Here is a 21,473-nt window from a genome sequence, read left to right as displayed (position 1 = left end):
TGATTACAAAACCGTATGGTCAAGCACACTCAGCCCGATCAGACCCTGATCAAGATGCCCTCCCTGCGCGCGGTCAAGGCCTTCGTCGCCGCCGCCCGCTACCAGAACTTCACCCGTGCAGCCGAAGCACTGTGTGTCACCCAAGCCGCCATCAGCCGGCAGATCCGTGACCTGGAAGAGCACCTGGGCGCCGAGCTGTTCAACCGCGCCGGGCGCACCGTGGAGCTGACCCCGGCGGGGTCGATCTTCTATGACGCAGTGCAGTTGTCGTTCACCAACATTGCCCAGGCTGCAGAACGCATTCGCCATACCGACAGCCCCAAGCAACGGGTAACCCTGTGCTGTTCACCGGCCTTCGCCAACTTCTGGCTGGGGCCGAAACTGCCGGCGTTCTTTGCCAGCCACCCTGAAATCGACCTGAACGTGGTGGTCACGCAGAACTTCCTGACCCTGGAAAACGGCATCAACCCGGACCTGCTCATCTGCAAGATGGCCAAGAGCGGCCAGGGCTATTTCAGCCAGCCGCTGGTGTGCGACGTGATCTACCCGGTGTGCACCCCGCAGTACCTGCAACAGCACCCTGAAGTGCGCACCCTGGAAGGCCTGCGCGATACCGCCCTGCTCAACCTCAGCCCGTTTGGCCGCTCGCAGGTGGCCGAGCATGTCGACTGGAAAGTCTGGTTCGCCTACCAGGACATCGACCTCGACCGCCGCAATATCGATGCGCCGCTGCTGTTCAACGCCAACGACTTCAGCCTGTTGCTGCAACTGACGCAGAACCACCAGGGCGTGGCGCTGGGCTGGCATTACCTGGTCGCGCCGCTGGTCGAACAAGGCCTGCTGGTACGCCCGGTGGAAGAAACCCTGGTGCACCGTGAAACCCTGCATTACCTGAGCATGAGCGAAGCCAAGGCCCGCGATGCCAGTTGCTGCAAGGTGCGCGACTGGCTGGCCGAGCAGTTCGACTGGTCGCTGCATGAAGACAGCGAGGCAGATACACAAGCAGATTCGCCGACATAGGTACGCGGTCTCTGTGGCTATCAGCCCCTCAACGCCGCCTCGATCCTGGCCACATCGATCTTGCCCATCTGCATCATGGCCTCGAATGCCCGCTTGGCCGCCGCACGGTCCGGGTGGCCGATGGCTTCAATCAGGATGCGCGGGGTGATCTGCCAGGATATCCCCCATCTGTCCTTGCACCAGCCGCACACACTGGCCTCGCCGCCGTTATCGACAATTGCATTCCACAGCCGGTCGGTTTCAGCCTGGTCTTCTGTACTCACCTGGAACGAAAACGCTTCGCAGTGGCTGAAAGCCTTGCCGCCATTGAGCCCAACGCAGGGAATACCCATCACCATGAACTCCACGGTAATCACGTCACCTTGCTTGCCAGAGGGGTAATCACCTGGTGCCTGGTGCACGGCAATCACTTTGCTGTCAGGGAATAGGCTGGCGTAGAAGTTCGCCGCCTCCTCGGCATCGTGGTCGTACCAGAGGCAGATGCTGTTCTTGGCAGTCATGGTCTAGCTCCATGAAAGAGTGTGGGCCTTTCAGTCTAGTCCCGGCATTGACCCCAGGCCCGTACGGCCGTACGATTTTGCCGTACGCCCGTACGATAAACCTGCTGTGAGCCCTTCATGCCTTCCCCCGTTACCCGCTGGTCGCGTTACGCCCTCTACCTGCTGTTCCTGCTCCCAGGCCTGACGCTGGCCACCTGGGTCACCCGCACGCCAGCCCTGCGCGATGGCCTGCAGGCCTCTACCGAGCAGATGGGCATGATCCTGTTCGGTTTTTCTGCCGGGGCCATGCTTGGCATCCTCAGTGCGGGTCGGATAATTGGCCGCTTTGGGGCCAACCGGGTGATCTGCCTGGGCTTGCTCGGGTTGTCGGCCGGGCTGTGTGTGCTGGCGGCCAGCAGCGACCTCGACAGCGCCTGGTGCGCGTTCGCCGGCCTGTTGCTGTTCGGCCTTGGCATGGGCTGGGCGGACATTGCCGCAAACATCGAAGGGGCCGCCGTAGAGCGGGCAATCGATGCACCGATCATGACTACCCTGCATGGCTTCTTCAGCCTTGGCACCCTGGTTGGCGCGCTGGCTGGCATGGGCATGACCGCCATGGACGTACCACTGGACCTGCACCTGCTGGCCATCGCCGTGCTTTCGGCATTGCTTACCCTGGCCCTGATCGGTCACGCGCCGCGGGCCAGCGAACAGGCCGGCGCGCAGCAGGCCGACAGCAAGGCTGGTTTCTCCTGGTGGGCACTGCTGAAAGACCGTCGCCTGCTGCTGATCGGCTTCGTGGTGCTGGCCATGGCGTTGGCCGAAGGTGCCGCCAACGACTGGCTACCGCTACTGATGATCGACGGCCACGGTTTTGCGCAAACCACCGGCACCCTGATCTACCTGGTGTTCACCGTCGGCATGACCCTCGGCCGCTTCGCCGGGGCTCCGGTGGTCAACCGCTTCGGCCGTGCCCTTACCCTGCGCGCCAGCGCCCTGCTCGGGGCATTGAGCCTGGCCCTGGTGGTGTTCTGCGATGTGCAATGGGTGGCAGCAGCGGCCGTGATGCTATGGGGCGTCGGCGCCTCGCTGGGCTTCCCGCTGGCCATCTCGGCGGCGGGCGAAAGTGGCGAACACAGTAACCAGCGCGTGCGGCTGGCGGCCACCGCGGGCTACCTGGCATTCCTGGTCGGGCCACCGCTGCTGGGCTTCCTCGGGGAGCACTACGGCCTGCGCCTGGCCATGCTGCCGGTGCTGGTGCTGGTGGCGATCGCGTTTGTGCTGGCCTCGGCGCTGCAGGAAAACAAGCGCCTGCAGCCGGCCTGAGCCGGTTTCAGGTGATGGCCTTGATTAAGCCCAGGATGTCATCACGGCTGACCACGGTCTTGCTCAAGGCATTGTGAATGGTGAAGCCCTCGATCAGCGCGTCCAGCGCCCGTGCTGTCTGCGCATCGAAGTGCATCTGCAGGGCCTGGCGTGAGCGCGCCATCCAGTCATCCATCACGTAGGTGTATTGCGGGTGGCGGGACACGAAGGTGTACAGCTCGAAAATCAGCAACATCTGCCCCGAGGCCTTCCATAGGTCGCCGCAGATCAGGTCGGCGACCAGTTCCTGGGCATGCGCCCGGTCGCGGGCTTCGCTGAGCTGGCGAAAATACTGGTCGGCGATACCGTCAGCCATCCTCACGAAGGCAGCCGCGACGATTTCGTTGATGTTGGCAAAGTGGTAAGTCATGGTCCCCGGCGACACCCCGGCCTCGGCGGCAATGCGCCGATAGGTGGCACACCCGGCGCCCTCCTGGCGAATGACCCGCAATGCGGCCTCGATGATCAAGGCCTTGCTGTCGGGGGTATCGGTGTTCTGCTTGCGGGGTCTTGGCATGGGGGGCTCGCGGCTGCTGTTGCGGCGAGGATAGCAAGCTTGGCGCTGCCTTCAAAAAACTGAATTCCTGGCCACCCGCCCCGGTCACAGGTGTTGAGCATGCAACATGGACTGCAATCCACAGGAGACTGGACATGCCTTTTACCTACGACCCGATGCTTTCCCGATTCCGTCACCTGGCCCTGGCCGGTGCCTTGCTGGCCTGCGCACCACTGGCGCAGGCTGGCGATGTGCTGTTGGTGGGCAACAAGGCCGACGCCAGCGTTTCGGCGCTGGACGTCAGCAATGGCAAGGAACTGCTGCGCCTGCAGGTCGGCACCGGCCCCCATGAACTGGTGGTGGCTGGCAATGGCCAATTGGCGGTTGTCGGCAACTACGGTGCCCATGGTACCGCCAACAATACCCTCAGTGTGATCGATTGGCCGGCCCGCACGGTGGTGCGCACCATCGACCTGGGCAAGGACTCGCACCCGCATGGCATACGTTTCCTGCCCGACAGCCAGCGCGTGGTGGTCACCAGCGAAGACAGCGAGCGCCTGCTGATCGTCGACCTGGCCCAAGGTAAAGTGCTGGACCGTATCGAAGTGGGCGGTGGCAAGCCACACATGGTGGCGCTGTCACCGGGTGCCGACCGTGCCTATGTCACCCACGTGGACTCCGGCAGCCTTTCGGTGGTCGACCTGCTGCACAAGAAAAAGCTCAGTGATATCCCCACCGGTAACGGCAGCGAGGGCATCGCGGTGACCCCGACCGGCAGCCAGGTGTGGGTGAGCAACCGCGAAGGCAATGAAGTGGTGATCGTGGATGCCCAACGCCTCGAGGTGACCGACCGCATCCGCACCGGGCTGTTCCCGATCCGCATCGCCATGACCCCGGACGGGAAATACGCCTTGGTCACCTGCGCCAAATCGGCGGAGCTGGCGGTGATCGACGTGGCGGCCAAGCGCGAAATCAAGCGCATCAGCCTGGCCCGGGAAGGCGACGAGTACCGCGAGACAATGCTGGGGGCCGAAGCGTTGCCGATAGGTGCAGTGGTGTCGCCGGATGGCAAGCGCGCCTATGTGGCGATCAGCGGTGGCGACCAGGTGGCGGTGATCGATACGGCCAACTGGAGCGAAAAGGCGCGCTGGCCGACCGGGCCAGAGCCGGATGCATTGGCGATCATGCCGCAGCCCGAGGGTTGATCAGGTAGGCTCGCGCAGATCCCTTGCAGGAGCGGGTTTATCGAGGCGTCGAACCGCCGCGAAGCAAGCAACACAGTGACGGGCACCGGCTTTGCCGGTGTTCGCGACTAAAGCCGCTCCTACAAGGGACCGCGAAGGTTTTGACAAATGCGTCATCGCCAACGCAGCGCACCGGGCAGGTCCTGCAACATCCTGCAGACATTTCCGACACCCGGCGATGAACCTGCTGACAAAAATACGGTCTTTCGCTGACGGTCAACTCACCGACCGGTTCATCGGCCCAGTCATCGGGCCTACTTTTGTCCTGTTTCAGCGAAGACCCAACATGCCCGAATCCCGCCCAACTGCCTCCGCCCTCCCTGCCCTGCGCGGCGGCCTGATTGCCGCCCTGGTGGCCCTTGCCGCACCGGTGCACGCCGAAGAGCCCGCCAGCGATGCGCGCTGGGTTAGCGACAGCCTGAGCACCTATGTGCGTAGCGGGCCCACCGACGGCCACCGCATTGTCGGCACGCTAAAGTCCGGACAAAAGCTGACCCTGATCGGCAGCCAGGGCAATTACAGCCAGGTGCGCGGCCAGAACGGTGATGTGGTGTGGATCCTCAGCAACGACCTGCAGTCGGTACCCGGGCAGAACGAACGCTTGCCGATGCTCGACACCCAGGTCGCAGAACTGACCAGTCAGCTGAAGACCATCGACGACAGCTGGAAGAACCGTGTGCAAGGCATGCAGGAAACGCTGGATTCGCGCAAAAAGCTGATCGACGAGCTGGAGGCACGCAACAAGGCACTGAACGAGCAGTTTGACCAGAGCCAGTCGGCGCTGCGCGATACCCAGGCGCGCCTTGGGGATGAGAACAAACAGGTGATGATGCGCTACATGGTGTATGGCGGCAGCATTGCCGGCGCAGGGTTGTTGGCGGGCTTGATCCTGCCGGCGCTGACCCGTGGGCGGAAGAAGAACGATCGCTGGTTCTGACCGGGCCATCCTGCACAGGCCTCTTCGCGGCGGTTCGGCGCGAAGAGGCCTGTGCAAAACATGCCACTACTTGCTACGTGCCTTGTTATAGATGGTCTTGGCTTGGTCCGCCGAGGCCTGGCACTGAGCCATATCCCCCTTGCTCTGAGCATCCTTTGCATTTTGCAGATGGACTTTGAAGTCATGGGCCATGCCGCCATGCATCGCCTGACCACTGGCCTTGTGGAAGTCTTCAAGCTCTTTGATCTTGGCCGCACAGTTGCTCTCGGGGTCTGCGTGTGCGGCAAAACTGAGGACAGAGGCAATCACCAGCAAGGGTATGCATTTCGTGGATTTCATGGAGCGTTCTCCTGGAAAACCCTAAGGTTCGTCGAGGTACATGTGTCTCGACGCAGCAAAGAGCATAGTTGCCCCGTGCCTGCTTCGCCGCGCTTCAGCCCAGCGGTAACCCGGCCTCGGCAAACAGGAAATCAATGAACACCCGTACCCGCAACGGCATATGCCGGGCCTGCGGGTAGATCAGCATGAATGGCCGTGAAGTGCCGCCGAATTCGGCCAATACCTCCACCAGTTCGCCGCTGGCCAGTGCGTCCTGCACGGTAAAGCGGTAAGCCTGCATCAAGCCGCCACCATGGCGCACCAGCGTGGCCGTGGCGAGGAAGTCACCCAGGCAGGTAAACGCGCCTTGGGTTTCGACCTCTACCTGGCCGCCATCCTGGCGAAAACTCCACGGCGGGCGTCGGCCGCTGCTGGGCATCTCGAACTGGATGCACTCGTGCTGCTGCAAGTCCTGCAGCACCTGCGGCATGCCAGCGCGAGCCAGGTACCCTGGCGTGGCCACTACCACCAGCTCGGCGTCCTCCAGGCGACGCGCCACCAGGCGTGAGTCGGCCGGCGCGCGGCCACGGATGGCCAGGTCGAACGGTTCTTCGGCGAAGTCGACGTTGCGGTTGCTGACATGCACATCCACCCGCACCTGCGGGTAGCGCTGGCGAAAGCGCGGCAGCAACGGCAACAGCCGGTGATGGGCATAGGGTGTGGGTGCACTGATGCGCAATAGACCACTCGGCTCGGCCTGCCCGCCCGTGACCTGGCGTTCGGCCTCAACCAGTTGCCCCAGCGCTTGCCGGCACTGCTGGTAATAGGTTTGCCCGGCAGCCGACAGGCGCATCTGCCGCGTGGTGCGGATGAACAGGCGCACCCCAAGGCGCTCCTCCAGGCGCGCGACACTGCGACTGACCGCCGCCGGAGTAACGCCGGCCTGGGTGGCCGCAGCGGTGAAGCTGCCGCAGTCAGCGGCCAGGCAGAACAGTTCCAGGCTGCCCAGTTGCAGGTCATCGAAATGTCGGCTCATGACGGCTCAATTGATTACATGGTGTATCGATTGAAATGCCTTTCGCCCCATTTTTCAAGCATGGGTAGCGGCCTACAGTGGCGTTACACCGAGCCGATGGCTCACTTCACGGGAGAAAAGCAGATGAACACACCACGCACCGTCATTATCACCGGGGCCTCCAGCGGCCTGGGCTTCGCCCTGGCCGAGGCCTTCCTCGACCGCGGCTACAACGTAGTCGGCAATGCCCGCAGCCAGGCACGCCTGGACCAGGCTGCCGCTCGTCTTGGCAAGCCATCGCGGTTTATTGGCGTGGCTGGCGACATTGCTGAACGGGACACCGCGCAGCGGCTGTTTGCCAGCGCTGTTGAAGCCTTTGGGGGTGTCGACATCCTGATCAACAATGCCGGCATCTTCATTGCCAAGCCGTTTGCCGCTTACAGCGAAGCGGATGTCGACGCCTTGGTCGGCACCAACCTCAAGGGCTTCTTCTACCCCGCCCAGGAGGCGGCCCGGATCATGAGCGCGCAAGGGCATGGGCAGATCATCGCCATTACTGCCTCGATCGCCCTGCAACCCGATACCCGCGTACCGGCACTGCTGCCGGTGCTGGTGAAAGGTGGCCTGAACCAGGCAGTCAAAGGCCTGGCACTGGAACTGGCGGCCAGTGGCGTGCAGGTGAACGCGGTGGCACCCGGGATCATCGATACACCGCTGCATGGCGACAGTGTGCAGGGCATGGGCGCATTGTCACCCAGTGGCCGCACCGGCACGCCGCAGGACGTGGTGGACGCGGTGCTGTACCTGGTCGATTCGCGCTTTGTCAGTGGCGTGATTCTGCCGGTGGACGGTGGTAGCACTGCCGGCACCTGGCACTGATCAAGGGAGCAGAAAACCATGCCTTATGTACATATTCGCGTGACCGATGAAGGCGTAACGGCCGAGCACAAGCGGCAGTTGATCGAGCAGACCACCCACATGCTGCAGCAAGTGCTGGGCAAACCGCCGGGCAGTACCTTTGTGGTGATTGAAGAGGTACCGACCGATAACTGGGGGGTAGGTGGAGAAACCGTGACCGAGGTGCGGGCGCGGGAGCGGGGTTGAGGCCCGGGGCTGCTGCGCAGCCCTTTCGCGACGCAAGGCCGCTCCCACAGGGTTACCCGCAGGCTTAAACATAGTGCGGTCACATTGGGCGCTGGCTTGCCGGCGATTGGGCTGCGCAGCAGACCCTACTGGCGCAACCGCTCCAATGCCTGCAACACATACCCCGTGGCCCGTTCCACCTGCCCTTCCCGGCAGGCAATGCCCAACTGCCGCCACAACCCTGGCCGCAGCGGCCGGCGGGCAATACGCCGGTCCAGCTCCGCCGCCTCGCCCTCCTGCGGCAGCAGCGTCGCCCCGTACCCGGCGCCGACCAGGCTCTTGATCGCATCGTTGTAGTTCAGCTCGATTCGCGGCTCCGGGTACAACCCTGCCGCCGCGAACCACTCACCCGTCACCCGCGACAGCTGGGTGCTGTTGTCGTTCAGGATCAACGCCCGTTGCGCCAGCCAGGCCGGGGTGACCTTGGCCGGTGGCTGCCAGTCGGCCGGCACATACGCCAGGATCGGGTCACGCCGCCATGGGGTAACCGTCAGGCCTTTGCCCGCCACCTGTGGCAAGGCCACCAGGCCGATATCCAACGTACCCTCGCGCAAACCGGCCAACGATGCCTGGGAGGTCTGCACCTGCACTTGCACATCGATCCCCGGGTGCTCGACCCGCAGGCGCGCCAGTGCCTGTGGCAGCAGGTGGGCGATGGCCCCGGTAGAAGCACCCAGGCGCACTCGCCCGGTCAGGCCTTCGACCTGGCGGCGTACTTCTTCCAGCGCCAGGTCAGCGTCGGCCAGCAGGCGGCGGGCACGGCTCAGCAGGGTTTCACCAATGGCCGTGGGCCGTACCTGGCCACGGGTGCGGGTAAGCAACGGTGCGCCAATGCGCGCCTCCAGCTCCGCCACGTGCAGGCTGATGGTGGGTGGCGCCAGGTTGAGCTGGCGGGCGGCCTCGGCAAAGGAGCCCAGGTCGCTGATGACCACCAGGGTGCGGAGGCGGTCGAGGCTGATTTCGCGCATGGTCACTGTCGGTAACATTCAGAAAACCTGAATACTTAGGTCATCATATACAAATTTTCTTTACCCAAGCCGCAAGCGAACATAGGCCATCCCTCCCCCACCGGACCCCGACCATGCTCACCCCTGTTGTTTTCATCGACGGCGACCAAGGCACCACCGGCCTGCAGATCCATGCACGCCTGCAAGGCCGTACCGACCTGCGCCTGCTGACCCTGCCCGAGGCCGAACGCAAAGACCCGCATCGCCGCCGCGAAGCGATCAACAGCGCCGACATTGCTTTGCTGTGCCTGCCCGACGACGCCGCCCGCGAGGCCGTGGCCGCCATCCACAACCCACAGGTACGGGTGATCGACGCCAGCTCCGCGCACCGCACCACCCCAGGCTGGGTTTATGGCCTGCCGGAGCTGGACGATCAGCAGGCCGAGCGCATCGCGCAAAGCACGCGCGTCAGCAATCCTGGCTGCTACCCCACCGGCGCCATCGCCCTGCTACGGCCACTGGTCAAGGCCGGCCTGCTGCCTGCCGACTACCCGCTGAACATCCACGCGATCTCCGGCTACTCCGGCGGCGGTCGCGCGGCAGTAGAACGGCATGAGCAACCCGGCGCCGACAAAGCCCCGACCCTGCAACTGTACGGGCTGGAACTGGCACACAAGCACGTACCCGAGATCCAGCAGCACGCCGGGCTGTCGGCACGGCCGATGTTCATGCCCGGCTACGGCGCCTACCGCCAGGGCATCGTGCTGAGCATTCCCCTGCAGTTGCGCCTGCTACCAGGCCAGGTCAGCGCCGAACAGTTGCAGGCCTGCCTGGCGCAACATTACCAGGGGGCCCGTCACGTCCAGGTGATACCCCTGCACCAGCACGGCGCGGCCGCCAACCTCGACCCTGAGGCGCTGAACAACAGTAACGACCTGCGCCTGGCGCTGTACGCCAACCCTGAGCATGGCCAGGTATTGCTCACCGCAGTATTCGACAACCTGGGCAAAGGCGCCTCTGGCGCGGCGGTGCTAAACCTCGACCTGATGCTCGGTGCATTACGGGCACAAGGCTGAACCGGCAAAACCGGTTAAACTGTACAACCCGCGCCAACACGGCGCGGGCTGTATTCTCACCCGCCGGAGCCTGCCCCCCGATGTTCATCCTGAGCCGCCTCGACAGCGTGCCGCCCGAATCTTTCCAGAACCAGATCCGCGAGCTGGTGATCCACAATGTCGGCGACCTGAGCAGTGTCGCCATCACGGTCGATAACCCGCTGTACCCGCTGTACCAGTACGGCGTCGGCATGGAGGTGCACCAGTACCTGCAAGCCCTGGACGGCAGCCGCGGCCTGGCCGTGGCGCTGACCCTGGCGCTGGACGCCGACGCACCGGACCAGTTACTGGGCTTTGCCCTGTCGCTGCCAGCCGAGGACGACCAGCAGGCCTGCGCCCTGGAATTCCTCGCCGTGCGCGCCAGCCATCGGCGCCAGGGCATTGCCCGCGCCCTGCTCGGCGACCTGCAGGCGCGTCATGCCTGTGTCGAGCTGAACGCCTTCGCCAGCCAGGTGCCGTGGTTCGAGGCCATGGGCATGCAAGTAGTGGCCGCCAACGGCCCGCAGGTACTGATGAGCAGCACCGGGCAGGCCAGCGGCGCGTTGATCGGGCGGCTGGACATTGCGCCGATTTACCAGGCGGCGGAAGTGCTGCAGATTCACACCTACCTGCTTAACCAGCAGGGTGAGGATGCGATGATCGAGGCGGAACAGATGCGTGATGAGCGGCTGGATGAACTGGCTGCCCAGGCGCAGGAGTGTGTGCGGCAGCGCAACATGGTGCATTGATCTTAGGGCCTCTTCGCGGCGGTTCGACGCCTCGATTAACCCGCTCCCACAGATACAACACAGGTCTCTGTGGTGCAGTTGTGGGAGCGGGTTCACCCGCGAAGAAACCCCATTGGCCAGTCAGCCATGCACCCAGCGCCGATGCAGCCCGCGGGCCAGGGCATCGAGCATGAAGCCCAGCACACCAATCAGCAGCACCATCGCCATCAGTTCGGAATATGCCAGCCGGTCGCGGGTATCGAGAATGAAATACCCCAGCCCCGCACTCACCCCAAGCATTTCGCACGGCACCAGCACGATCCACAGGATACCGATAGCCAGCCGCACACCGGTCAGCACATGGCCGATCACGCCCGGCACGATCACCTTGCACAGGGTCTCCCAGCGCGTGGCACTCAAGCTGCGGCTCAGTTGCAGCCAGCGCGGGTCCAGTTGCCGGACCCCGGCGGCGGTGTTGAGCAGGATCGGCCACAACGCGGCAAACGCCAGCAGGAAGTAGATCGGCTGATCACCCACGCCCATCAGCATCACCACCACCGGCATCCACGACAACGGCGAGATCATGCGCAGGAACTGAAACGCCGGCGTGGTTGCCGCCTCCAGGTGCCGGTAGCTGCCCACCAGCAAGCCCAGCGGTACACCGATCAGCAGCGCCAGCAACAGGCCAATCAGGATGCGCTTGAGGCTGACCCAGATATGCCCGTAAACCTCGCCCTGCCCCAGCAACTCGACCAGGCTGGCCAAGGTGGCTGCCGGCGAAAAACGCGCCGACAGGCCATCGGCCTGGCCAAACACGGCCACGCCAGCCCACCACAGCAGCAACAAACCCGACAACCCGGCCAGGCCTAGCCCGGCATGTACGACATGCGTGCGCATCAGACCGCGAACTCCTCGCTACGCTCGAAGTTGTCGGCAATGCCGAACACCGACGGCCCACCCACTGCAGCGATGGCATTGCGCACGAAACGGTCGTCAACCAGGTCGCGGGCGGCATGCGCCGGGTCCAACCCGGCGAGGAACGCGTTGTCGCCTTCGATCAGGGTGGTCTTCAGGCGTTTGACCAGCTCTTCGGTGTAGCTGGGGAACGGGTATGGCTGGAAGTCGATGCGCTTTTCATCCCACTGCTGATGGCGAATCGCACCACTGGCGATGTAGCCAGCGCGGTCTTCTGCCGCCGGGGCCAGGACCTTGGTCAGTACCGCCGGCTCATGCGGCGTGTACTTGTTGGGGCCGGCCTTGGACAGCAAGGCGGCGGCTTCGGCGCGGTGGTCACGGGTCCAGTGCTGGGCCTTGACGATGGCGTTGACCACCTTCTGCGACCACTCCGGGCGGTTGTTCAGGTCGTGTTCGTGCATGAACACCACGCAACAGGCATGGTTGCGCCACACATCACCCGTGAAGCGCTGCACGCGGCCAACCTTGAGGTTCTCGGCCAGGGCGTTGAACGGTTCGGCGACGATGTAGCCGGCGATGCGCTTGCTGGCCAGGGCCGGGGGCATGTCGGAGGGCGGTAGCACCAGCAGGTTGACCTCGTTGGCGGCCAATGGCGCGTTGGCGGGCCTGGACACTGGCGTCAGGCCATTGTCGTTGAGCATCTGCTGCAGCACCACATTGTGGATCGAGTACCAGAACGGTATGGCAACGGTCTTGCCACCCAGCTGTCTCATGTCGCTGATGTCCGGGGCCACGGTCAGGCCCGAACCGCCGACGTGGTTCCAGGCCACCACCTTGGCCGGTACTTTACTGCCGTAGCGGGCCCATACGGTCATTGGCGATAACAGGTGGATGACATTGACCTGGCCGGAAATGAACGCTTCGATCACCTGGGCCCAGCTACGCAGCAACACCGGGCGCTCGGCCTTGATGCCTTCGGCCTCGAACAAGCCGTTGTTGTGCGCCACCAACAACGGCGTGGCGTCGGTGATCGGCAGGTAGCCGATGCGCACCGGCGCGTCCGGCTCGGCCGCAGCGCGGGCCTGCAGGCTCGACAGCAACGGCAAGGCACCCGCGGCGGTCAGCATGGCACCGAGCTTGAGGAAATCACGACGCGAAGAAGTGGAACAGCAGTCATCCATGCACATGGACAGCCTCCGAGGGCAACGGGGTTGGGGTGGGTTCGACTGTGCGGCTTGCCCGCCGAAGGGTCTTGAGGATTTCAATGCGCAAGGCGCCCAGTTCTTCGACCCGCTGCGTCCGTGGTTGCGGCAGGTCGATGTGCCACTGGCCGAGGATGTGCGCTGGGTGGTTGCCCAGTAGCAGCACCCGGTCGGACAACAGCAGGGCTTCGTCGATATCGTGGGTAATCAACACCGCCGCCGTGTTGTGGGTGGCGATCAGTTGCAGCAGCAGTTGCTGCATGTCGGCGCGGGTCACTTCATCCAGCGCGCCAAACGGCTCGTCGAGCAACAGCACCTCCGGCTGGCGAGCCAGGCAGCGGGCCAGTGCGGTACGCTGGGCCATGCCGCCAGACAGCTGCGCCGGGTACTGCCCACGGGCATGGGCCAGGCCCACGGCGGCAATTGCATGGTCGATGCGCGCACGCCGTTCGGCAGCGGCCAGCTTGGGCTGGCGGGCAAAGTCCAGGCCAAAAGCAACGTTCTTTTCCAGGCTTAGCCAAGGCAGCAGGCTCGGGTCCTGAAAAGCCACCGCCAGGCGTGGGTGCGGGCCCTGCAACGGCTGGCCATGCAGGCTCACGCTGCCGCCACCCGGCTGTTGCAGGCCGGCCAGCACCCGCAGCAAGCTGGACTTGCCGACACCGCTGGGGCCAAGGATGCTCACCACCTCGCCCGGCGCCAATTGCAGGTCGAACTGCGCCAGCACCTGCTGCCAGCCGTCCTCGCGCGGGTAGCCCAGGCTGATATCACGCGCCTCGAGCAACACAGCACTCATGCAGCGCCCGCCTGGCGTTGCAGCTCGGCGCGCAGTTGCACCAGACTGGGCGTTACGATCGGCACAAAGGCCGACTCGCGCCAGCGGCGGGCAAAGCCTTCGCCGTACTCGCTGAGGTAGGCTTTGCCACCACTGGCCTGCAACTCCAGCTGCACTGCGTCGGCAGCGCTCTCGGCCAAGGTGATGCGCAGCTTGAACAAGGCCGCCGGCTGTTGCTGGAAGCGGCCATCGAGCAGGCCCTGCTTGAGCTCGCTGACGGTGTTTTCCAGGCGTTCGCTGAGCACTTGGCGGGCTTCATCGAGGAACGAGGCACGGCCATGCAGGTGCGTCTGCACCTCTTGCAGTGCCCGTCGCGCCAGGCCGATAGCCATGCCGCATTGCAGCGCCAGGAACGCCGGGCGTACCCGTGGCAGGAACTCGCGGGCATTTTCATGCAGCAGCCAGTCACGCGCCAGTTGCACCTGGTGGAAGGCCAATGCGGCCGTGTTGCTCGACTGCAGGCCCATCAGTTGCAAGTCATCGGATCGCTCAAGGCCTTGCGCGTCGGACGGAATGGCCAGCACGAACGGTGCACCACCCGCTTCGTCTTCGATGGCCGCCGCCACCACGAAACCGCTCTTGCGCAGGTTGGTCACCCAGTGCAAACGCCCTTCCAAATGCCAGCCCTCGGCCGCCGGGCGACCACGCACCTGCAGCGCTTCGATACCCGAAAGGAACTTCATGGCGTTGGACAGCCCGGTGGCGCCGGCCAGTTCACCGGTCAGCAGGCGTGGCAGTAAACGCTCGCGCAGCGCCTGGTTGGGGCTGTGCAACAAGTATTCGATAAAGGCGCGCTGGCCCCAGCAGACAAAAGCAGCGGCCAACGAGCGGCTGGCGATGGCGGCAATGGCCTCGACCGCGTCGGTCACCTGCCCGCCCGTGCCACCCAGCGCCGGGTCGACCCCCACACGCAACAGCTGCGATTCGGCGATCTGCGCCAGCACCTGCTGCGGCTCGCACAGGCCCCGGTCGATGGCCTCGGCATTGGCATCCAGCCAGTGTCGAAATGCACAATCTTGCATGGTCTTGCTCCTTTGAGAACGCCGGGCCGCCTGGCGGCCCCATTCACGGCACAAGGCCGCTTCTACAACGACCGTGGTATGGCCGATGTCACACGCGGATCAAGCAGAAGGCTGCCAGCGGTATTTGCCAAGCTCTTCATTGAGCGGCGTCTGGGCGAACACATTAGCAAAGTTGCACAGGGTTGCGAGGCTGACGCCAAGAATCACCTCCAGCGCGTTGCCTTCGCTGAAGCCGGCATCACGGAACGCCTGATAGTTGGCTTCACTGACATTGCCGCGGGTGGCGATCACTTCACGGGCGAAGGCGGCCAGGGTTTCGTAGCGGGCGTTGGGCAGCTCACCACGGGCCCGCAGCGCATCGACCACCTCCGGCGGCAGCTTGGCCTTGTTCAGCGCCACCGCGGTGTGGCCGGCCACGCAGAAGTCACAGCCATGCTGGGTGGCGGCAATCAGCTGCACCACTTCGCGATCGGCCAGGCTCAAGTCGGATTTGCCATTCAGTGCCGAAACGGTCACGTAGGTTTCCAGCGCTGCCGGGGCATTGGCCAGCACACCGAGCAGGTTGGGAATGAAGCCGGAATTCTTCTGTGCATTTTCAAGGAACGGACGTGCCGCTTCCGGGGCGCTCTGTAGGGTGTGTAAAGTAATGCGCGAGGACATGGAGTGGTCTCCTTGATGGGTGTCACTACAGTCTGTTGGTTATAAGAATTACCCTCCATATTCATCAGTCGCCTTTCCTTGCTCCTGAGTCTTTGCATTAGATGATTTCGTCCAGCCCGCTTGTCGATTGGTTATTAGAAGGCCTGCAGCTTGATGCCAGCGTGTTTCATGTCGGCCGCTACTGCGGTGGCTGGCACGCCAGCACCCAGGGCATGGGCCGGGCCAGCTTTCACCTGGTGGTGCAGGGCCATTGCTGGCTGCACATTGATGGCCAGCCGCAACCGGTACGCCTGGAAAAAGGGGATGCGGTGTTCCTGCTGCGCGACCTGGCCTATCGCTTGTCCAGTGACCAGGACCCGGCCGACGCCTGCGCGCAGCCGCGCCAGGTGATGCAGGCACTGGACAGCGAGGCCAGCGACGGGGTTGGGCTGGTGTGTGGTTTCTTCCATTTTCAGTCGGGCCTGTCTTCGCTGATTGTCGAGGGCCTGGCTGACTGGATCCTGCTGCGCGCCGAAGACCCCGCCGGCAGTGCGGCGCGGGCGCTGTTCGGGTTGATTCTGGAGGAGTGCCGGCGCGATGCCGGGCCATCACAGGCACTGCTGGAGCGCCTGACGCATTTGCTGTTTCTGTATGTGCTGCGCCAGCAGGTACACGCGGGGCAAGCGCTGGGTGGGCTGGTCGCCCTGGCTCGCCAACCGGCGTTTGCCGGTTTGCTGGAGCAGTTGATCGAGCAACCGGGGCAGGCCTGGTCACTGGAGAGCATGGCCGCTTGCGCCGGGTTATCCCGCTCGGCGTTTTTCAAGCGTTTCAGCGAAGTGGCCGGGCAATCGCCGGGGCAAGTGCTGTTGGCGCTGCGCATGCGCCATGCATGCCAGTTGCTGCGGGCGGGGCATACCGTGGAGCAGGTGGGGGCGCAGGTGGGGTATCAGTCGGTGGCGGCATTTACCCGGGCGTTTGCCAAGGCAGTGGGGGTGCAGCCGGGGGCTTATCGGCGGCAGCATGAGGGGCGTTGATTGCCGTAGTCCTGCCATGGCCTCTTCGCGGGTAAAACCGCTCCTACAGGTTGTGCTGACCTTGTAGGAGCGGGTTTACCCGCGAAGAGGCCCATACAGGCAACAGCTTCAGACCTGGCTGACAGGAATATCCCCAGCGCCCTTGGCCTCCCGCCGCTCCCCCATCCAGGCATCGACCTGCTGGCCGAACTCAGCCGGTGCCTTGCGCCCGAAGCGCATGGCCAGGTCCAGCACGTTCTGCTGCGCCAACGCCTCTTCCATGCGCTTCTGCGCGCCCAGCATCACCGCATGAATCGCACAGGTACCCTCGGTCGCCCAGCCCGGCGGCGCGCCGTCGAACAAGGTGCAGCGCTCGCGCACCTCGCGGCAATCGAAGATCTTCTTCGGCCCATCAATGGCATTGACGATATCCAGCACGGTGATTTCAGCCGCCGGCCGCGCCAGGCGGAAGCCGCCGCGCACACCTTCGGTGGCCGCCACCAACCCGGCACGGGCGAGCTTGGTGAAGACCTTGGCCAGGTACTCTTGCGGCACGCCTTGCAGCTCGGCCAGGTCGCGCACGCTGGAATCGCGGGTTTTACCGCGCTCGTCCACCAGAAATAAAAGGCAATGGATGCCGTATTCCACGCCAGCACTGTAAAGCGACATCGTAATCTCCGACCAACTTTGTCGTAAATATTACGCCGATCGCCCTGCACTGGCAAAACCAGGGGCCGAAAGGTTTACCAGGCCAAGGCTTCACGCTGTACCAGCGGTGCCAGTGCTTCACGCAGGGCACCGAGTTTTTGTTCAGCAAGACGTGCCAGCGGGCGGCGTGGGTTGCCCGCGTCAAAGCCCATGATCTGCGCACCGGCATATACCGACTGCACGTAGTCGCCCTGCCAGATCAGCGACATCACCGGCGCCAGGCTGGCCCAGATCTGCTGCACTTCAGCCCACTTGCCTTCGCTGGCGGCATTGGCCAGTGCCACGCAGGTTTTCGGGGCCAGGTTGGCACCGCCCCAGATCAACCCCGCGGCGCCGGCAAACAACGCGTAAGGCACCAGTGGGTCTGCGCCGTTCAGGGTCGGCAAACCGGTACGCGCCAGCGAAGCCTGGGCCGCCAGGTCGCCGCTGCTGTCCTTGACCGATACAAAGTTGGGAATCTCGCTCAGTTGCCTGAATAGCGACGGCGTTACCTCGACCCCCACAGCCTGCGGCACGTTGTAGCCAATGATTGGCAAGCCGGCTTCGGACACGCTGGAATAGAAATCGATGATGCCCTGGTCGTCGGTCGGCCCTTCGAAGAACGGCGGCAGCACCATCACGCCATCGGCACCGCAGTCCTTGGCATGACGGGTACGTTCGACCACGTCTTCCACCAGCAGCGCGGAAGCCTGGGCGATCACCCGGGCGCGGCCGTTGATCACCTTGGCACCAAAGGCCACAAGCGCCTTGGACTCATCCTTGCTCAAGTACACGTGCATCCCGGTTCCGGAACTGAGGACAAAACCATGCACACCTGCGGCAAGGTAGCGCTCGATCAGGCTTTCGAAGCGCGCGTAGTCGACCTTGCCCTGCGCATCGAACGGGGTGGTGATGGCCAGGTTCACGCCGGAAAACTTGAATGCAGGCATTGGGTAACTCCTTATTGTTTTCGGCTGGTCAGTCCAGCCAAGGCATCGAGCGTTCTGCTGCTCTGGGCAAAAGCGTAAGGGCTGGCCTGGCTGGGTTACAGCGACATTTGCGGGGCAAATAACATGATTTTCGGTTATGGCTGCTCGCCCACGCGGCCGCCTCGCATTCGTCGACCAAACGAGAAAACGCTTGTCGAAGCAAACTACGATCGATATAGTCGGAGTTATTCGAAGGCCAGCCATTTTGCCCTCGAAGCCCTCTTCGAACCTTGCGGAGCAACCCCATGAAATCGAACATCCTGATCATCGGTGCCGGCTTTGCCGGTGTCTGGAGCGCACTGAGCGCTGCACGCCTGCTCGACCAGGCGCAGCGCGCCGACCTCAGCATCAGCGTGCTGGCACCCCAGCCGGAACTGCGCATTCGCCCGCGCTTCTACGAGGCCGACGTGCATGGCATGAAGGCACCGCTGGGTGAACTGTTCGAAGCCGTTGGCATTCACTTCATCCCGGGCAACGCCGACAGCATCGATACCGAAGGGCGCAGCGTGAGCTACACCGATGCCCACGGTCAGCCTCAGCGCATCACCTACGACCGCCTGATCCTGGCCGCTGGCAGCCAGGTTGCACGCCCGGCAGTGCCCGGCCTGGCCGAACATGCCTTCGATGTCGACCAGATGGAGTCGGCCATGCGCCTGGAGCAGCACCTGGTCGGCCTGGCTGCCCTGCCCGCTTCGCCAGCCCGTAACACTGTTGTGGTGTGCGGCGGCGGCTTCACCGGTATCGAAACCGCAACCGAAATGCCAGCCCGTCTGCGCTCGATCCTAGGTGCCGACGCCGCATTGCGGGTGGTGGTGGTCGACCGTGGTGCGCAAGTGGGTGCGGCGCTCGGCGCTGGCATCACGCCGTCGATCGTCGCCGCCTGTGAGCAGGCCGGGGTCGAGTGGCTGGCCGGTGCTTCGGTGGTAGCGGTCGATGCTGCGGGTGTCACCCTGGACAACGGCGAGCACATCCCCAGCAATACGGTGATCTGGACCGTTGGCGTCAAGGCCAGCCCGTTGACGGCGCAAGTTGCAGGTGAGCGCGACACCTTTGGCCGGCTGAAAGTGGACGGCCACCTGAAAGTGCTGGGTCAGGACCACGTTTACGCCACCGGTGACACGGCCTGGGCTGCGGTGGACGACCTGGGCAACCACGCGCTGATGACCTGCCAGCACGCCATCCCCATGGGCCGCCACTCCGGCAACAATGCCGCCGCCGACCTGCTCGGCCTGCAGCCGGTGCTGTACCGCCAGCCCAAGTACGTCACCTGCCTGGACCTGGGCGATTGGGGCGCGGCCTTCAGCGAAGGTTGGGAGCGCGAACTGAAGCTGCACGGCCAGGAAGGCAAGGACCTGAAGCGCCAGATCAACTCGGTGTGGATCTACCCGCCTGCGGCTGACCGCGCCTTGGCCCTGGCTGCAGCCGACCCGTTGATCGCCATCGTTTAACGGCATTTTCCTGACAAAACCGTCAACAATTGACGGTTTTGTCAGCACATGTCATTACATTGAATGGCTGTTCAATGATGATGGCCATATGGCATCATCCAAATCAAAAACTATTCAAGAGGGTGAGACACACCACTAAATCCGCAGCGCATCAAGAGCCTGGCGCCACACCGGTGGCCTGGCCACCCGCCCGAGCTCCTGAGGCCTGCACGCCACCGTCAAGGAGCATTCCATGCAGTTACGGAATTTGAAGATCGGCATTCGCGCTGCCAGCGTATTCGCCCTGTTGGGCATCCTGGTCCTGGTCATGGGCCTTATCGCACTTTACGAAACCCGGCAGATGGACAAGGCCACGGACGAGATCCGGGTGACCTGGATGCCAGCCGTAGTGGCCCTCAGTGAAATCAGCACCAACCTTGGGCGCGCCCGCGCCGTCACCCTGCGTGCCGCACTGGACGACAACCCCAGCGAACGCAACCGCAACCTGCAGATGCTGGATGGCATCAATGCCCAGCTCAAGGATGGCCTCAAGGACTATGGTGATACCATCATCGCTGCCGATGACCGCGCTTTGTTCAATACCTTCAACACGGCCCACCAGCTCTATGTGGAATTGCAAGCTCGCGTGCTGCAGGACATTACTGCCGGGCGCATGGACGATGCCAAGCAGCAGATCAGCGGCCCGCTGACCCAACGTGCCGACAGCATGATGCAGGCCATGGCGGCGTTGATCGCCTACAACGGCAAAGGTGCCGAACAAGCCTCGCAACGCAGCAGTGATGTGGCAGACGAAGCGTTCACCGCGCTGATTGCCGCGCTGCTGGTGATCATGCTGGCCCTGGCCGCCATTGCGACCGTGCTCACCCGCAGTATCGTCGTGCCGCTGGCCGATGCGCTGGCTGTTGCCGAGCGTGTGGCAACCGGCGACCTGACCCAGGACATCCGCGTAGTCGGCCGTGATGAACCGGCCCTGCTGCTGCGCGCCCTGGGCCGCATGCAAGGCAGCTTGCGCGACACCATCCGCCAGATCGCTGCCTCGTCCGACCAACTGGCTTCGGCCTCGGAAGAGCTGCACACCGTGACTGAAGACACCAGCCGCGGCCTGCACCAGCAAAGCGCGGAAATCGACCAGGCCGCCACGGCGGTGAACCAGATGACTGCAGCGGTCGAGGAAGTGGCCAACAACGCAGTCAGCACAGCCGATGCCTCGAAAGGCGCCGACCAGACTACTCGCGATGGCCGCGACCGGGTCAACCAGGCGCTGGCGTCAATCCAGCACCTGGTGGCAGACGTGACCGGCACCTCGGCCGAGATCGAACAGTTGGCCAGCAATGCCAACGAGATCAGCCGCGTGCTGGACGTGATTGGCGCGATTGCCGGGCAGACCAACCTGTTGGCGCTGAATGCTGCCATCGAAGCGGCACGCGCCGGTGAGGCAGGCCGTGGATTTGCCGTAGTGGCTGACGAAGTGCGCGCCCTCGCCCACCGTACCCAACAGTCGACGGCGGAGATCGAGCAGATGATTGCCGGGATCCAGAACGGCACCGAGCGGGCGGTGACCGCGATGCACAGCAGCCAGGGGCGTGCCACGGGGACGCTGGAAGTGGCGCAGGGCGCAGGGCAGGCGCTGGAAGTGATTGCCGAGGCGATTGCGTCGATCAACCAGCGTAACCTGGTGATTGCCAGCGCTTCGGAGGAACAGGCACAGGTGGCACGCGAGGTGGACCGCAACCTGGTGAATATTCGTGATCTGGCGATGCAGACGTCGGCGGGGGCGAATCAGACCAGCGCGGCGGCGCAGGACCTGTCGCGCCTTGCCGTGGACCTGAATGGCATGGTGGCGCAATTCAAGGTTTGACCTGAAACAGCTGGGGCCGCGTTGCGGCCCCGCGACAAGATGCCTCACCCCGCTCAGTGTCAGGCCGACTGACATCCTTAAT

Annotated in this window: 23 protein-coding genes; 11 read left to right on the top strand and 12 right to left on the bottom strand. The window is 64.0% G+C overall.

All coding sequences use genetic code 11. From position 1 onward, the window contains the following. Positions 1-15: 15 nt before the first annotated feature. On the top strand, positions 16-1,020 hold the full coding sequence (locus tag IAE39_RS13870) for a LysR family transcriptional regulator (RefSeq protein ID WP_201203275.1): 1,005 nt from the start codon (positions 16-18) through the stop codon (positions 1,018-1,020). A gap of 20 nt (positions 1,021-1,040) precedes the next feature. Here IAE39_RS13870 and IAE39_RS13865 read toward each other — a convergent pair whose 3' ends face one another. Then, positions 1,041-1,520: a VOC family protein gene (locus tag IAE39_RS13865; protein ID WP_201203273.1), complete on the bottom strand. Its 480-nt coding sequence runs from the start codon at positions 1,518-1,520 to the stop codon at positions 1,041-1,043. A 117-nt stretch (positions 1,521-1,637) separates the two neighbouring features. Here IAE39_RS13865 and IAE39_RS13860 point away from each other — a divergent pair, with 117 nt between their 5' ends. After that, positions 1,638-2,825 (top strand): MFS transporter, encoded by a 1,188-nt coding sequence (locus IAE39_RS13860; protein WP_201203271.1) that lies wholly within the window; start codon positions 1,638-1,640, stop codon positions 2,823-2,825. 7 nt (positions 2,826-2,832) lie between these two features. Here IAE39_RS13860 and IAE39_RS13855 read toward each other — a convergent pair whose 3' ends face one another. Continuing rightward, positions 2,833-3,381 carry a TetR/AcrR family transcriptional regulator gene (locus IAE39_RS13855; RefSeq protein ID WP_201203269.1) on the bottom strand — a complete coding sequence of 183 codons (549 nt, stop codon included), beginning with the start codon at positions 3,379-3,381 and terminating at the stop codon, positions 2,833-2,835. Between the two features lie 134 nt (positions 3,382-3,515). Between IAE39_RS13855 and IAE39_RS13850 the strand changes: the two genes are divergently transcribed. Further along, complete coding sequence (locus tag IAE39_RS13850; protein ID WP_201203268.1) at positions 3,516-4,565, top strand: YncE family protein; 1,050 nt, start codon at positions 3,516-3,518, stop codon at positions 4,563-4,565. Positions 4,566-4,890: 325 nt separating this feature from the next. Beyond that, on the top strand, positions 4,891-5,541 hold the full coding sequence (locus IAE39_RS13845; protein WP_201203266.1) for a TIGR04211 family SH3 domain-containing protein: 651 nt from the start codon (positions 4,891-4,893) through the stop codon (positions 5,539-5,541). Positions 5,542-5,607: 66 nt separating this feature from the next. On the opposite strand, the gene IAE39_RS13840 is transcribed toward IAE39_RS13845, so the two are convergent. Beyond that, complete coding sequence (locus tag IAE39_RS13840; protein ID WP_201203264.1) at positions 5,608-5,880, bottom strand: hypothetical protein; 273 nt, start codon at positions 5,878-5,880, stop codon at positions 5,608-5,610. Positions 5,881-5,974: 94 nt separating this feature from the next. Continuing rightward, the gene (locus IAE39_RS13835; protein WP_201203262.1) at positions 5,975-6,895 is read right to left on the bottom strand and encodes a LysR family transcriptional regulator; all 921 of its coding nucleotides are present in this window, start codon (positions 6,893-6,895) and stop codon (positions 5,975-5,977) included. Between the two features lie 123 nt (positions 6,896-7,018). Between IAE39_RS13835 and IAE39_RS13830 the strand changes: the two genes are divergently transcribed. Then, positions 7,019-7,753 (top strand): SDR family NAD(P)-dependent oxidoreductase, encoded by a 735-nt coding sequence (locus tag IAE39_RS13830; protein WP_201203260.1) that lies wholly within the window; start codon positions 7,019-7,021, stop codon positions 7,751-7,753. 18 nt (positions 7,754-7,771) lie between these two features. Continuing rightward, positions 7,772-7,978 (top strand): tautomerase family protein, encoded by a 207-nt coding sequence (locus tag IAE39_RS13825; RefSeq protein ID WP_201203258.1) that lies wholly within the window; start codon positions 7,772-7,774, stop codon positions 7,976-7,978. A 125-nt stretch (positions 7,979-8,103) separates the two neighbouring features. On the opposite strand, the gene IAE39_RS13820 is transcribed toward IAE39_RS13825, so the two are convergent. Then, positions 8,104-8,985 carry a LysR family transcriptional regulator gene (locus IAE39_RS13820; protein ID WP_201203287.1) on the bottom strand — a complete coding sequence of 294 codons (882 nt, stop codon included), beginning with the start codon at positions 8,983-8,985 and terminating at the stop codon, positions 8,104-8,106. A gap of 113 nt (positions 8,986-9,098) precedes the next feature. Here IAE39_RS13820 and argC point away from each other — a divergent pair, with 113 nt between their 5' ends. Beyond that, on the top strand, positions 9,099-10,040 hold the full coding sequence (gene argC, locus IAE39_RS13815; protein WP_201203256.1) for an N-acetyl-gamma-glutamyl-phosphate reductase: 942 nt from the start codon (positions 9,099-9,101) through the stop codon (positions 10,038-10,040). An 80-nt stretch (positions 10,041-10,120) separates the two neighbouring features. Continuing rightward, positions 10,121-10,807 (top strand): GNAT family N-acetyltransferase, encoded by a 687-nt coding sequence (locus IAE39_RS13810; RefSeq protein WP_201203255.1) that lies wholly within the window; start codon positions 10,121-10,123, stop codon positions 10,805-10,807. Positions 10,808-10,927: 120 nt separating this feature from the next. Here the strand turns inward: IAE39_RS13810 and IAE39_RS13805 are convergent, their stop codons facing one another. The 5 genes from IAE39_RS13805 to IAE39_RS13785 form a co-directional block, all read right to left on the bottom strand. Next, a complete protein-coding gene (locus tag IAE39_RS13805) occupies positions 10,928-11,683 on the bottom strand; it encodes an ABC transporter permease (protein WP_201203254.1) in 756 nt (251 codons plus the stop codon). Further along, on the bottom strand, positions 11,683-12,888 hold the full coding sequence (locus IAE39_RS13800) for an ABC transporter substrate-binding protein (RefSeq protein ID WP_201203253.1): 1,206 nt from the start codon (positions 12,886-12,888) through the stop codon (positions 11,683-11,685). The genes IAE39_RS13805 and IAE39_RS13800 overlap by 1 nt, the downstream gene beginning before the upstream one ends. Continuing rightward, complete coding sequence (locus IAE39_RS13795; protein ID WP_201203251.1) at positions 12,875-13,696, bottom strand: ABC transporter ATP-binding protein; 822 nt, start codon at positions 13,694-13,696, stop codon at positions 12,875-12,877. Before IAE39_RS13795 ends, IAE39_RS13800 begins: the two co-directional genes overlap by 14 nt. After that, positions 13,693-14,757 carry an acyl-CoA dehydrogenase family protein gene (locus tag IAE39_RS13790; protein ID WP_201203250.1) on the bottom strand — a complete coding sequence of 355 codons (1,065 nt, stop codon included), beginning with the start codon at positions 14,755-14,757 and terminating at the stop codon, positions 13,693-13,695. The genes IAE39_RS13795 and IAE39_RS13790 overlap by 4 nt, the downstream gene beginning before the upstream one ends. Before the next feature lie 99 nt (positions 14,758-14,856). Beyond that, positions 14,857-15,417, bottom strand: a complete 561-nt coding sequence (locus IAE39_RS13785) for a carboxymuconolactone decarboxylase family protein (RefSeq protein WP_201203249.1) — start codon at positions 15,415-15,417, stop codon at positions 14,857-14,859. A 101-nt stretch (positions 15,418-15,518) separates the two neighbouring features. Here IAE39_RS13785 and IAE39_RS13780 point away from each other — a divergent pair, with 101 nt between their 5' ends. Beyond that, positions 15,519-16,430 (top strand): AraC family transcriptional regulator, encoded by a 912-nt coding sequence (locus IAE39_RS13780; protein WP_201203248.1) that lies wholly within the window; start codon positions 15,519-15,521, stop codon positions 16,428-16,430. Positions 16,431-16,538: 108 nt separating this feature from the next. Here IAE39_RS13780 and IAE39_RS13775 read toward each other — a convergent pair whose 3' ends face one another. Both IAE39_RS13775 and IAE39_RS13770 read right to left on the bottom strand, forming a co-directional pair. Further along, positions 16,539-17,078 (bottom strand): RrF2 family transcriptional regulator, encoded by a 540-nt coding sequence (locus IAE39_RS13775; RefSeq protein ID WP_201203246.1) that lies wholly within the window; start codon positions 17,076-17,078, stop codon positions 16,539-16,541. Between the two features lie 74 nt (positions 17,079-17,152). Then, the gene (locus IAE39_RS13770; protein ID WP_201203243.1) at positions 17,153-18,046 is read right to left on the bottom strand and encodes a dihydrodipicolinate synthase family protein; all 894 of its coding nucleotides are present in this window, start codon (positions 18,044-18,046) and stop codon (positions 17,153-17,155) included. 284 nt (positions 18,047-18,330) lie between these two features. Here IAE39_RS13770 and IAE39_RS13765 point away from each other — a divergent pair, with 284 nt between their 5' ends. Then, entirely contained in the window at positions 18,331-19,533 is a 1,203-nt protein-coding gene (locus IAE39_RS13765; protein WP_201203241.1) for an NAD(P)/FAD-dependent oxidoreductase, read from the top strand. A 232-nt stretch (positions 19,534-19,765) separates the two neighbouring features. Next, positions 19,766-21,391 carry a methyl-accepting chemotaxis protein gene (locus IAE39_RS13760; protein ID WP_201203239.1) on the top strand — a complete coding sequence of 542 codons (1,626 nt, stop codon included), beginning with the start codon at positions 19,766-19,768 and terminating at the stop codon, positions 21,389-21,391. Positions 21,392-21,473: the final 82 nt, after the last annotated feature.

This window comes from Pseudomonas sp. S37 (assembly GCF_016658545.1).
Classification (GTDB): domain Bacteria; phylum Pseudomonadota; class Gammaproteobacteria; order Pseudomonadales; family Pseudomonadaceae; genus Aquipseudomonas.
Note: the sequence above shows the minus strand (reverse complement) of the source record. Positions and strands in the feature narration are given on the sequence as shown.